Genomic DNA, 13,632 nt, shown 5'->3' on the forward strand with positions numbered 1-13,632 from the left:
ACTTTACTGCTTTAGTGGAGACATTAAGATATAATAAAACTATCGAACAGCATGCAGATAGTCCTGACCGAATACAACTGTTGTAATTTGGAGTGCAGCTTGAAAAATAAAGGAGGCTGTATGGATGAATGTCAGTTTAAACTGGGTTTCAGCAGGCGATTTGGAAGCGCTTAAGCAAGTCGGAAAAAAAGTTATACGTGGAGGTATCGCTGTCTTTTATCATGAAGACCAAGTATACGCGGTGGACAACCGTTGCCCGCATTTGGGCTTTCCACTGCATTTGGGGAGCCTATGCGACGGAATTTTAACGTGCCATTGGCATCATGCCCGTTTTGATGTGTGTAGTGGCGGTACGCTTGATCCTTGGGCGGATGATGTCCCTTCGTATGAAGTGCGGGTCGACGACGGCGAAGTATGGGTAAATCCGGTTTCCAGAAGAGTCGAAGGGGTGGAAAGATACAAGCATAGGCTGAAAGAAGGGCTCGAGCAAAATATCGGCATCGTCATTGCAAAAGCGGTCGTCGGACTGATCGAAGCAGGAGTACCGGAGCGGGACATCGCCCGCGTTGGCATCGAATTCGGCACGACATATGGAACCGGCTGGAACGCAGGACTTACGATTCTTACGGCGATGGCACAAAGTGTGGACTTACTGGACAAGAACGGCAAGATCCTAGCTTTGTACCAAGGCCTTGTCCATGTCGCGAGGGGAAGTTCGGGTAGAGGAACCCGCCACTTACTGTCAGCACTGCCGTCCGCGGACGTGCCGTTCGAACGGTTGACCGAGTGGTATCGCAATTGTATAGAAGTGAGGGATACTCAGGGAGCTGAGAAAGTGCTGGTTACGGCTATTTCAAAGGGCATAGATACGAAACAACTGTCGGATATGATGCTTATCGCAGCAACAGATCATTTCTACTTGGACGGCGGCCATGTGTTTGATTTCCACAGCAAAGCGTTTGAAGCGCTGGAGTGGGCGGAATTGTCGCAAAAGGAGCGGATTTTAACTTCGCTCGTACCGATGATGGCTCGCCCGACAAGGAGTGAGGAGCTGCACCAATGGCAAGCGCCCCTAAATCTTGTAGAACCTATCAAACAAGCAATCAACGAGCTTGGACGGCATTCAGCCCAGGTTAATCTCTCTGGCGAGACAACGAATTCACGTCAGACAGCTCTGTCTGACGATATGAAAGAGCAATTGCTGCAGCAGCTGCTAAGTGATTCGCCCCAGCAGACGATCGCATTGTTGCGCGACCTGCTTATTTCGGGAACAGCTGCAGCGCAGTTGGCGCAGATCGTTGCTTTGGCCGCAGCGGAACGGATCGTTCGTTTCCATACGCAGAACGATTTTGGAGATTGGATTGCAGTACTCCATACGTTCACTTATGCTCACGCCGTGCATGAAAGACTTCTACACTCGGATGAGCCACTGTTGCAGCGGGCGATTTTTCACGGGGCCGTCAGCGTATATCTGGACCGTTTCTTGAATGTACCGTCAGCAGCTCGCCTTAAGCCGTCCGACTCCGCCACGTCACCCGGCCATCAGGAACTGCTCGACTTGCTCGATCAACGCCAACAAGTCGGACCTGCTGCACAATGGGTCGTGAACTACATACATGGCGGTGGCGAGCCGGGAGCTTTGCTTAACACGCTTGGGCATGCGCTGCTGCGAGAGGATGCAGAATTCCATTCTTTCCAAATGTATGAGGCTGCAGTGGCCGAATACGACCGCTGGCAAGCGGTGACTGGTTCATTTGCGGAGAATGCCAAAGAAACGATGCTGGTCGCCTGCACCCGATATCTGGCTGCACACGCACCTACAGCACGAGAACTCCCGCATACGGCCAAAATTGCCTGGAGGCTGCATAAAGGCGAGCGTTTATTTGAAGAAGAATAAGTCAAGATCATATTCTGATTAAGATCCGCTGATTTAGCGGAACGAGGAGCGAAAGTTGAAAACAGGGAGCAGACCACCATGGTGCTGCTCCCTGATTCATTGAAATAACAGGTAGATGAGGTGAAAAAATTTAGAAGGTACAACCCTATTTATCTCGAAGCTACGTTCGTTTCGTTGAGTTCTATAAGGCGCTGATGAGATCCCTTGTTGAATTACCAAAAAAGCTCATTGACCATACTTATCATGCTTTAATATATTAGGATTAGAAATACTTGTTCAGTCATCTTGGGGGATACAGCATGCGTCAAATAAGCAGATATGAAGAAGATTTTTATACAAAACCTAATCATAAATTTTTTGAGATGAATTCTCTCCTTAGTGGGATAATTACTCCGATAGTCGCATTTATATGGCTGTGGTTGCATCCAGAAGTGCCTGAACATTTGAAATGGGCTTTCAAGTTATTTTCATTATATTTCATTCTTATGTTCTGCCTAATCTATATAAGTAATTTTTTTAGACGTAATCTCGAACATTTTCTTCAAGTTGCTTATTTTCTTGTCAGCACTTTTGTCGTTTACCTCGCCTATTATTATGATTATTCACAATCATATTCCATTCTTTTTTTGGTCGTCGTCTTTTATATTGCCTTAACCTTTAATAAAATGAGTACATTATTATATTATTTATTGACCATCAAGGTTTTGCTTGGAATATCCATTTTTTTGAAAAGTCGTTCGACTAACATGTTTGACATCTCTGGTATGATTATTTTCTTATGTATATTGGTCTTCTCCGTCATCGCTATCTATAATCTATACATACGGAACCGGGATCAGAGAGCACTTAATGAAATAGCTTTCTACGACTCTGTAACAAGGCTTCCCAATCGACACTTTTTAAATAAATATCTCTCAAGCAGCCTAGACTCCAAGCCGATAGTACTGCTGTTTATTGATCTGGATAAATTTAAATTCATTAATGATACATTGGGACATAACGTTGGTGATGCTGTCCTGCAGCAGGTTTCCAAGGAGTTAAAGAAATGTTTGCTTGAAAATGATTTCGTTGCCCGGTATGGAGGCGATGAATTTATTGCTATTCTGGAAAACGCGGATCAAGAGAGGGCTGAACAAACTGTTCAGCAAATTGTGAAACGGTTTTCCAATCCCATGCGTGTTGAAGGACAAAGCATCGACATTTCAGCCAGTATTGGAATCAGTTGTTATCCAGTAGAATCCGGCACAGCTGAGTCATTAATCAAACATGCTGATGTTGCCATGTATCATGCAAAATCTTCCGGAAGAAATAATTACACTTTCTATACCCCCGATATGAGCAAAGCGATTTCCAGGAGGCTTCAGTTAGAAAATGGGCTCTTGCGCGCGCTCAAAAATGGTGAATTTATCGTTCAATATCAACCGAAGATCCATTTAGAAACGGGTGAAATTTCGGGAGCCGAAGCCTTACTACGCTGGAATCATCCCGAACTTGGTTTGGTACCGCCAAATGAATTTATACCGATAGCAGAAGAAACCGGCTTGATTATACCGATCGGGGAATGGGTGCTAAAAACTTCCTGTATGCAGAGCAAAATCTGGCAAAAATCTGGATTATTACCTATCAATCTCGCGCTAAATGTCTCTTATCAGCAATTAAAAACCAGAAATTTTATCCTCTCTATACAACAGGCTCTTGCTGAAAGCGGATTGGATCCCCAATTTCTTGAACTAGAAATTACAGAGAGTATGTTAAGAGAAGCGGGGGAGTTAAAAATTGTCTTAGATGCATTAAGGCCGATTGGTATTAAGTTGGCAATTGATGATTTTGGTGTAGGCTACTCTTCATTAAGCATGCTTCAATATGTGGACATTAATAATTTAAAAATAGATATGTCATTAATAAAAGACATACCGGAAAGCACTAAGGCGGAAGCGATCGCCAAAACCATTATTGAGTTGGGGAAAAATTTGAACTGCACGATCACGGCTGAGGGAGTAGAAACGAAGGAGCAATTCGATTTCTTGAAGAAAAATAATTGTCATTTTGGACAAGGCTACCTTTTTAGTCGTCCATTGGATGGATCTGATTTTGAGAAATTACTGAGAAACTGGAGAAAAGATTGACCGATAGCCTTATTGGCTGCAACTAACACGCCGGTCCGAAACAAGAGTTTGCTGCATCAGCTTTTAGAGCGAACTGCAGTCCGGATGCCTCCGGGCTGAAAGAGAAGCAATGATGGTTGAAAATAAACATCGAATCATAGCCCGAAGGCGTTAGCCTTTGGGCTATTCATTTTTATTAATCCCCTCGTCTTCCGAGAATGTCTGTAAAGTTGGCTCTAAGCCGTGATTATTGAATAATTTCAAGAAATTGCAGCATACTACTTGAACAATTTACCAAATACTCTCGGAGGATATCAATGAAGAACGGTTCCATATCGTTTTTGCAAACGGGTATGATATTCATGCTTTCCATTGGACTGCTGAACCATGTCATTATCATTCCGATGTTATTAGATAAAGCAAAGCGCGACAGCTGGATCTCCGTTTTGCTTGCCGGCGCGCTTTTTATGATTTGGGTCGTTCTTCTTTATTCAGTTATTGGTAAAAATCGGGACATGCATCTTTTTCAATGGTTTAAGCTTACATACGGCGCTGCAGTATCCAATGTGTTGGCAATTCTCGCGTGTGTTTACATTTTTACCTTATCAACGATTACGTTAAAGGATACCGTAACTTGGATTCATCTCTCGTTCTCCACAAACACCCCTACGTTTATTTTGGCAGCTTCTTTACTGATCGTATGTTCGTTTAATGCTTATAAGGGTATTGAGTCTATAGCCAATACAGCAACAATATTTTTACCATTTGTAGTCATACTGGGTTTTTATGTAATGACAGCCAATTACCCCAATAAGGACTACTCCTTACTAAAGCCATTTCTGGAGTTTGGCATGAATCCTGTCTGGCATGCGGTCATCTATGTTGAGGCTGGACTTCTAGAATTATCGTTGCTGTTGTTTATTAAGCATCATATTCGTACTCGTATTTCTTTTACGTCCCTCGCCATATTGAGCTTGATACTGGTCGGGTTAACATTTGGTCCTTTAGTTGGTGCAATCATAGAGTTTGGTCCCCGGCAAGCCGGTCATTTAAGATTTCCTGCTTATGAAGAATGGAGGCTTGTGACAATTGGCCATTTTATTGAGCATATGGATTTTCTAAGTATTTATCAGTGGTTCAGTGGGGCATTCCTAAGAATTTCCCTGACATTATTCTTAATCAACGATATCCTGTGTATTGAGAATAATAAGGGGAAAAAGTTAGTACTGCTTCTCATATGTTTGATCCAATTAATAGCGATAAGTTTGCCCTTAAGCGATCCTAAGTTTATCAACCTGATTACAGAAGTGTTGTTACCAGGTATATTTTGGGGAATGTCGGGCTATTTTCTCATCGTGATTGGTTTAATTCATTACGGATACAGATGGAGAAGAATAAAATCATGAGTGCTAAGTTAGAAACGCTGGAATCCCCGACGGATGAACCATTTGATTCATTTCGGCAGCTTTTCGAAGACTGCAGCGATGTTCGGATTAACAAACTGACTGTCACGCAAAAGGATGGATCACCGTCAGAGCTGATTCTTGTATATTGCGACGAGCTTTGCGATATAGAGCGGCTTCAACAATATATTATTCCTCATCTGATTGAAATGTTTAAAGAACATATCATATCCAATGACATGGAACTTCAGCAGCACCTTCCTGTTCAGCTCAGTCCCGTCCCGCAAGAATGGGATGATGAAGTCATCATCAATAAGATTTTTAACGGTGAGTTGCTGACATATTTTTATGACGCAGATTCTATGTATTCTTGGACTCTAGCCAATATACCGCAGAGGAATACGGAGGCATCGAATGCTGAGGTATCGGTAAGGGGACCTCGTGATTGTTTTACTGAAGATGCGAAAGTCAATGTTGCATTAATAAGAAAAAGACTGAAGACAAATGTGCTGGCTGTTGAAGAATATATAATCGGTACGCAGACGCAAACCAGGACATTGCTTCTATATTTGAAGGATACCATCAAACCAATTATTGCCCAGGAAATTAAAACAAAATTGGCCGGCGTAGAAGTCAAAGGTTTGATCAGCAGTACGCAGCTTGAGGAGCTGTTGGCTGGTCACACTTTTTTTTCAAAGTTCGTCTACACCGGCAGGCCGGACTTTGCGGTGAACTCTCTGATGCATGGCAGATTTGTCATTGTTGTTGACGGTTCACCGACAGTAAGCATTGGGCCCATCAATCTTACGTATTTGTTCAATACTTCAGAAGATGCGTATACGCTCAATTGGTTTGTCATGTTTACCCGGTTGTTAAGGCTGTGCGGAATTTTCTTGTCTGTGTTTCTCCCTGGGTTTTGGATCGCCTTATTGACCTACCATCAGGATCAGCTTCCATTTACTTTGCTGGGTACACTTGTCATTTCCAGACAAGGTGTTCCACTGCCGACACCGCTTGAAGCCGTTGTCATGATTCTTCTCTTTGAATTGTTCCGAGAAGCGGGTATGCGCTTACCATCTTCATTCGGACAGACGATATCCGTTGTTGGCGGATTGATCGTCGGACAGGCGGCTATAAGCGCGGGTATGACGGCGCCAGGCATTCTAATTGTCGTAGCGATCTCGGTATTAGCATCATTCACGATGGTGAATCAAAACATGGTTGGGCTTGTGAGCCTGCTGAGATTAATCATACTGATCATAAGTGGTGTGCTTGGCATGTTCGGGTTATTGATTTGTATGTTAAGCATCGTTGTTTATTTGGTTAATTTGCAATCGTTTGGTGTCAAATATTTAAGTCCGGTGGCTCCGATTAGTTACCGCGATTTATTTAAGATAATATTCCGTATGCCTTGGGGGAAAAAGGAGGTTGTACCTCGCTTTATCGGAAGAAACGGAGATGATCAAACTTGAGGTTCATTCGACTTTTATTGGTTATCATCATATTTCTTCCACTGCTGACCGGCTGCTGGGGGGCGAGAGAAATTGAGCATCTCGCCTATGTTAATTCGATCGGTATCGACTATGTAAAGGGCAAAGTAGTGTTTTATATCCAGTTAATCAGTTTTAATAATATTGCCAAGAAAGAAGCTGGGTCCGCCATAAACAAACAAGTGGTTTCCATTGGCAAGGGCGAAGGTAGGACCGTAGACGAAGCGATCTTCGATCTTTACAGGACGGCACAGCAAAGACTGTCCTGGAGCCATGTGAAAACACTCTTGTTTACGGAAGCAGCGCTGCGGGAGGATGTCATTCATGGAATACTGGACCAAATGGACAGATATTATGAGTTCCGGTACACCATTTGGACGATGGCTACTCGGGGATCGATCGAGAATACGTTTAATGCATATCCCACGCAAAATATGTCAACGCTTTACTCGCAATTAAATAATCCGCATGACCGTTATTCCCAAAACTCGCTTGTTGCCCCTTTATATTTGCACAAGTTTATTTGGAAATGGGACGAAAGTGGTCAAATTCTTTTGCTTCCTACAGTAAATATTAATGAAAACGACTGGGTGGAGAACAAGAAACCATCGCCTCAGCTTCAGCAAGATGGGATATGCGCGATTCAAAACAAGCAATTGATGGGGTGCTTTAAGCTTGATGATATGCTGGGATTGCGATGGTTGGAGAAAAAAACAGTTCGTACCCCATTAGCTCTTGAGACGGAACAAAAACCACTTGCCATGATGATTGTTCAAAAGGTAAAGCCCTCCATTGAACCCAGGACTTCACAAAATAAATTGACGTTTCATATTAAAGTCAAAGCGCAATGTTCGGTTACGGAGCAGGAAAAACCTGCCACGGAGAATGAATTGAAGGAGCTTGCTGTTGAGGAAATAAAAAAGCAAATTCAAAAGACGTATTTGATCGGACTTCAATCAGGGGCAGATCTACTAGGCCTTTCCAATTCACTCTATCGATCCAATCCCGCGGAATGGCACCGCCTAGAGAAAGATGGAGTTTTGCCTTTAAAGCCTGAATCGTTAGGGGAAATCGATGTATCTTTAGGTTTAACTGATGTGGGGATTGCAAAAATAATGAAAAAATGATTGAGAGTTTCAGAGCAGAGCATGGTCCATCCGAGCTCTAACAATGGCATGAGAAACGGAGCCGCGCGAAACTTGCGGGCCCGTTTGTTAATCTCGTAGTATCGTTGGGATTAGGTGAATGTTTGACCGGTATAACTTGACTGGAAACGTCAGATTATAATCGCCTATAAAGGAATAATGGCCAACCCAGAGGCTAAGCGGCCAACGGTTATGGTGTCTATAACCTTGTTCTTCTTGATTAAAATTACAGAAACGGTGTTTTCACCAAAATTAGCCACATACGCGTATTTGCCATCCTGAGTTATGGCAACGATTCCCGGCTTCTTACCAACCCGAATTGTAGCAATCACCTTATTTTTTTTAAGACAAATAGCTGAAACCGTATTATCGCCTTCATTCCCAACGTAGGCAAATTTGTTGTTTGGGGTTATGGCAATTCCGATCGGCTTAAGACCGACCTTGATGCTCTTTAGTATTCTCCTGCTCTGAGTGCCGATGACAATAACACCTGTATTTGTAGTTATATAAGCTAGTCTGCCGTTCCTCGTAAAGGCAATTTGATCCGGACCCACACCAGCGGGAATCGTTTTAACAACCTGATTACGCTTCACGTCCAATATAGATATCGTATTGCTATCATGATTGCTTACATATCCAAAACCTTTATCGCAACACTTCATGGTTGAAGTTGTCACACCTACGGGATTTTTCCCGACTTTTATGGTTTTAACGACCTTTTGTGTCCTTATACTGATTACGGATACTGTACCGTCCGCCGCATTCGTCACATAGACGAACTTTTTCGAAGTGCCTACATCCGATGGGCTGTTCCCGACTTGAATAGTGCGGATAATGGTATTCGTCTTTCTACGGATCACTTGAGCTGTATGATCACGTTTATTGACAACATAAGCGTATTTCCCATCAGGAGTAACAGCGATTTCAAAAGGTCCTCTGCCTGTCTTGATGGTCGCCTTTACTTTTCTTGTTCGGGTGTCTATGACTGAAACGGTGTCATCGTCAAAATTGGTGACATACGCGAAATGAAATGAGGGTGTATGATTACCTGTGGTCATGCGAATCCCTTCCTTTCGGAGGCGTCTATAGAACCCATTACGATCAGGGAACTTTAATGATTACTCCCAAGCAAGCCGTATTTTACAGTCGTATATGGGGTGGAAAGTGGAATGTCCCATTCACGACAAATATCCTTGCACCTCTCGGGAACTCTCTTTTTACTGTTTTTTTCATACCACTGACAAGCAGCACAACAGTTGCTTTGTTCGCAGTCGCCATGTAAACGACGTGCCCATCCGACACTTTTTGCCTTTTCCAACTTCTGCTGAAAGTCGCCAGTAATATTCGATTAGAAACAGTGTGATTGAATACCAATGCCATATAAAATCCTCCCACATTTCTGTTATTTGTAATTATTAATACGTTGGATGACGCGGAGATGAAAGGGACAGGTGTTGAATGAAAAGTAATTAATTACGTTTCCCAAGGGGATATTAGCACAAGCAGTGGGATTGCCATGGCGACTATCCAATATTTGCTGCCTGGTACAGAGTTGCAACAAATATGGTTAAACCAAGTAGACGTTAGCGTATTATTTAAATCCGAAACGGTAAAATTATGGGCATAAACTTCAAGGCTGGAAAAAAGCTTGGAAGCGAGGGAAGTGTTGCATGAATTTTAAAACAAAGAAACGTTACGCTAATCTGGATCATATAAAAAACAAAAAAACATTTCCTGATATTGTGAAATGGACAAGGAGTAGACTGAATAGAAGAGGGAAAAGAGAGCATCTTGCTTCACGTATGCGGCATGTCGGTCGCGTAGAGAAACTATTTTTACATACAAACCGCACGGAAACTACGATTAGCTGGATCGGGCATTCGACTTTTTTGATTCAAATGGCGGGAATTAACATTGTTACCGATCCCGTTTGGGCTAACTTCATGGGGTTACAGCAGCGTTTTACGCAGCCAGGTATTGAAATATCGGATATGCCCGATGTCGATATCGTACTCATTTCACATGGCCATTATGATCATCTTCATTTCCCCTCTCTTCAACAACTTACTGGCAACCCTCTTTTCCTTGTACCGGTTGGTCTTCAACCCTTGTTTCAAAAAAAGGGGATCGAACGGGTCGAACAATTTAACTGGTGGGATCAGCATACAATGGGCGATGTGGAATTGGTTTTCGTTCCAGCCCAACATTGGACTAAACGGACTCTATGGGACAGAAATACTTCTCATTGGGGAGGGTGGATCATTAGGAAGCCTATGAGTGGTCCCGATGCGTATAGTGCGATATATTTTGCCGGAGATTCCGGTTATTTTCGAGGGTTTGAGGAGATAGGAAAGCGATTTAACATTGATTATGCATTGCTACCAATCGGTGCTTATCAACCGGAATGGTTCAACTATTTAGATCATATAAGTCCGGAACAAGCAGTTAAAGCCTTTCTTGACTTAGATGCAAAAACATTCATTCCCATGCATTATGGAGCGTTCAAATTGGCCGATGATACGCCTAAAGAAGCGCTGGACCGTCTAGTGTCGGAATGGAGGAGATTGAGCCTACCACAGGCCAACTTGAAACTGTTAAGGCTTGGAGAAACTTTGCATTGCGAAAAAATGAAGAGATAACAGAAGGGTCTTAAAAGTTCTTATATAAGAATACGTTAAGGTTGGTGTTTCTTGTTTTACTGTGAAGATGACTTATACTTAGGAATAAGACGACTTACACCAATGAAGGGCATGATAAAAAAGTGAAGAAATCAATTTGGATTTCAACAGCATTGGCTTTGCTATTGACCGCTTGCTCCCAAAAAGATTCGGGAATTACAAATGGGCCAATACCTGATAACCGGGAGTACCCAGTAGCGACGTCTACTCCCCAAGAGACGAAGCAAACGGCAAATAACGAAACCGCTCCTGTGCAAAAGCAACCACAGGTACAAAACAATCCTGTAACTACACCTCAGGCTACAGCAAAGCCGCAACTAGGTTTTCCCAATCCGGATCACGTTGTTATTGTTGTTGAGGAGAACCACTCTTATGAGAAGATTATTGGTAACAAGTCGGCGCCTTTTATGAATTTATTAGCCGAGCAAGGAGCTTTTTTCACGCAGTCTTATGCCAATACACATCCGAGCCAACCCAATTATTTAATCCTTTTTTCTGGGTCTGATCAAGGCGTAAAGGATGATTCATGCGGACATATATTTAAAACGGATAATCTGGCGAGCGAATTGCTAAAAGCAAACTTAACATTTAGCGGTTTTTCTGAGGATCTTCCATCTGTGGGTTCAACGGCGTGTACCTATCGACAATATGGAAGAAAGCATAGTCCCTGGGTTAACTTTAGCAATGTTCCGACAAAATTAAACATGCCTCTCTCGAGTTTTCCGACCGATGATTTTAGCAAACTACCTACAGTCTCTTTTGTAATTCCCAATATGGACAACGATATGCATGATGGTACAATCCAAACCGCGGATAATTGGCTGAAGCTTCATATTGACCCGTATGTACTATGGGCAAAAACACATAACAGTCTATTTATCCTGACATGGGATGAAGACGACTCATCCAAGAACAATCACATACCTACAATATTTGTGGGCCCAATGGTGAAAGCAGCTCATTATGACCAACCTATCACACATTTGAATGTCCTTCGTACGTTGGAGGATATGTATCATATCCCTTATACGGGTAAATCCGCATCCGTGCAGCCCATTACTGGAATATGGAATTAGGACTATTCCCATTATGTAAAAAATCCAACATAAAAAGGCTAGTACTAACAAAACAACATCGGACACAAACGAATACAATATGGTTGGTAGGTCATTTCTCTAACATATCGCCCAACGAACTTAAAACATCCCTAAGGGTACCTGAGGCCACTGAAAAACTTGTGATTTTTACGGAACAACTGAAGAACATAAAATAAAAGACGACCATAATTCCCAGTTTTTGGGTATTGGGGCCGTCTTTTACTGTCTAGGAAAGCCTTTATAGCTGGTTGCTCACTTCATCAGTTTCAATATTCTCTTTAAGTTAACGGTAAATATCGTCATCGCCCCCTGTAACTCCATGCCAACCAGACCCGAAGATGACGCAACGTCATATCCGTGTCTATGTTTTAGTTCACTGTTCTTCGCCTCTATTTTGTAGCGTTCCTTCGCCTTTTCTTTGAAGTACTCACTTTCCTGAAAGGCGATGTGTTCAGTATGCTCGCTAGACTTAATACTCACCGAGTAGGTCTTGCTTTTTGCTCCTTCGGTGTAGCATCCCTCTTTGAACGGGCACCTCTTACACACTTCTATATTGAAGTAGTAGGTATTCTTTTGGTTATCGTTTACTCCCTTTTTCCCTGTCCGTGCCTTCTGAGTCGCCATATGGCCAGCCTTGCACACATACATGCCTGCATCTTTATTAAATTGAAATTCATCTTCTTTCTTACGCGCCCCTTGTGTAATAAGCGGATTTAGTTTTGCAATAAGTTCAATATTATTGGTTTTCGCATAAACGATATTGTCTTTTTCAGAGTAAGCTGTATCTCCGATGACGGACTTGATTTCCATGCCTGTTGCCTTGCTTTTTTCGATGAGTAATTGCAGTTGCTTTCCATCATTCTTTTCACCCGTCGTGACAATGGCAGCTGTTATGATTCGTTCCTCGGTCATGGCAAGATGGGTCTTATAGCCAAAGAACGAAGAGTCCGCGCTTTTGTGACCGACCTTTGCATCCTGATCTTCTGAAATCCGTAATTGTTGCAGGTCATCGGCAACTGTTTCTTTCAAGAAATTCAATGGTTCTTTAATTTTTGGTAATTCGCAAATACCACCTTCAGCTTCAAGAACAGCTATGAGTTTTTGACAATAGTCGATCTCGTCTTCAAGTACATTACTGGTATTCTTAACTGGGAACTTGGCTTTCAGCGACTCATCAGCTTTATAGACCGCTCTTCTTAACTTGCGTGAACGATCCAGCAAGATTTCCCGCGGGGATTTTTGGTTGTAACGGGCTTTGGTATGAGTAGCATCGACAATGATGGCTTTGCTTTTAATAATGCCCTTCTCCAATGCAATTTCAACTGTTTTACCCACGAGCATGTCAAGTAAATTCGAGTCTTTCAGTCGCAGCGTCCGAAACTTGGTTAAGGAACTAGCGTCAATCACTGGATCTTCAGGTGCCATATCAAGAAAATATTTAAACGACATGTCGTACTTCGAACGTTCGACGATGTCGTTGTCGGACAGTTCAAAAATGGCCTTCAATAGCAAGTACTTGAACATTCGGATGGGGTCGATCGCATTTCGGCCGTTGTCTAGACAGTAACGTTCCTTCAGTTCTTCATATACAAAAGAGAAGTCAACTAGTTCGTTGATTTGCCGTAACATATTGTCTTTCGGTACCACCAAGTTATAAAGTTCCAAATAAGGGCTAAAAGTCATAGATTGTTGTTTTTGAATCATTTTTTCACCTACTTGGTTTAATACCTTAATTATACAGAGAAAAGACACACCATCCTCACAAAAACTTGAGCAGGGTGTGTCTTTATCATACGAAGGACTTTTTCAGTGGCCTC

The 13,632-nt window shown here is 42.6% G+C and carries 9 protein-coding genes; 7 read left to right on the forward strand and 2 right to left on the reverse strand.

Translation table 11 applies throughout. From position 1 onward, the window contains the following. Positions 1-124 precede the first annotated feature (124 nt). The 5 genes from O9139_RS28330 (at position 125) to O9139_RS28350 (ending at position 8,022) form a co-directional block, all read left to right on the forward strand. On the forward strand, positions 125-1,897 hold the full coding sequence (locus O9139_RS28330) for a Rieske (2Fe-2S) protein (protein WP_270885102.1): 1,773 nt from the start codon (positions 125-127) through the stop codon (positions 1,895-1,897). 299 nt (positions 1,898-2,196) lie between these two features. Beyond that, on the forward strand, positions 2,197-4,023 hold the full coding sequence (locus O9139_RS28335) for a putative bifunctional diguanylate cyclase/phosphodiesterase (RefSeq protein ID WP_270885103.1): 1,827 nt from the start codon (positions 2,197-2,199) through the stop codon (positions 4,021-4,023). Positions 4,024-4,319: 296 nt separating this feature from the next. Further along, on the forward strand, positions 4,320-5,408 hold the full coding sequence (locus O9139_RS28340; protein ID WP_270885104.1) for an endospore germination permease: 1,089 nt from the start codon (positions 4,320-4,322) through the stop codon (positions 5,406-5,408). Continuing rightward, positions 5,405-6,877 carry a spore germination protein gene (locus O9139_RS28345; RefSeq protein WP_270885105.1) on the forward strand — a complete coding sequence of 491 codons (1,473 nt, stop codon included), beginning with the start codon at positions 5,405-5,407 and terminating at the stop codon, positions 6,875-6,877. Before O9139_RS28340 ends, O9139_RS28345 begins: the two co-directional genes overlap by 4 nt. A gap of 17 nt (positions 6,878-6,894) precedes the next feature. Further along, positions 6,895-8,022 carry a Ger(x)C family spore germination protein gene (locus tag O9139_RS28350; protein WP_270885113.1) on the forward strand — a complete coding sequence of 376 codons (1,128 nt, stop codon included), beginning with the start codon at positions 6,895-6,897 and terminating at the stop codon, positions 8,020-8,022. A 164-nt stretch (positions 8,023-8,186) separates the two neighbouring features. On the opposite strand, the gene O9139_RS28355 is transcribed toward O9139_RS28350, so the two are convergent. Then, the gene (locus O9139_RS28355) at positions 8,187-9,098 is read right to left on the reverse strand and encodes a YVTN family beta-propeller repeat protein (protein WP_270885106.1); all 912 of its coding nucleotides are present in this window, start codon (positions 9,096-9,098) and stop codon (positions 8,187-8,189) included. Positions 9,099-9,710: 612 nt separating this feature from the next. Between O9139_RS28355 and O9139_RS28360 the strand changes: the two genes are divergently transcribed. Both O9139_RS28360 and O9139_RS28365 read left to right on the forward strand, forming a co-directional pair. Continuing rightward, the gene (locus O9139_RS28360; RefSeq protein ID WP_270885107.1) at positions 9,711-10,679 is read left to right on the forward strand and encodes an MBL fold metallo-hydrolase; all 969 of its coding nucleotides are present in this window, start codon (positions 9,711-9,713) and stop codon (positions 10,677-10,679) included. Between the two features lie 122 nt (positions 10,680-10,801). Next, positions 10,802-11,794: an alkaline phosphatase family protein gene (locus O9139_RS28365; RefSeq protein ID WP_270885108.1), complete on the forward strand. Its 993-nt coding sequence runs from the start codon at positions 10,802-10,804 to the stop codon at positions 11,792-11,794. Between the two features lie 273 nt (positions 11,795-12,067). Here O9139_RS28365 and O9139_RS28370 read toward each other — a convergent pair whose 3' ends face one another. Next, positions 12,068-13,519, reverse strand: a complete 1,452-nt coding sequence (locus O9139_RS28370) for an IS1182 family transposase (protein WP_270877866.1) — start codon at positions 13,517-13,519, stop codon at positions 12,068-12,070. Positions 13,520-13,632 lie beyond the last annotated feature (113 nt).

Source organism: Paenibacillus aestuarii, from assembly GCF_027789125.1.
Classification (GTDB): domain Bacteria; phylum Bacillota; class Bacilli; order Paenibacillales; family NBRC-103111; genus Paenibacillus_E; species Paenibacillus_E aestuarii.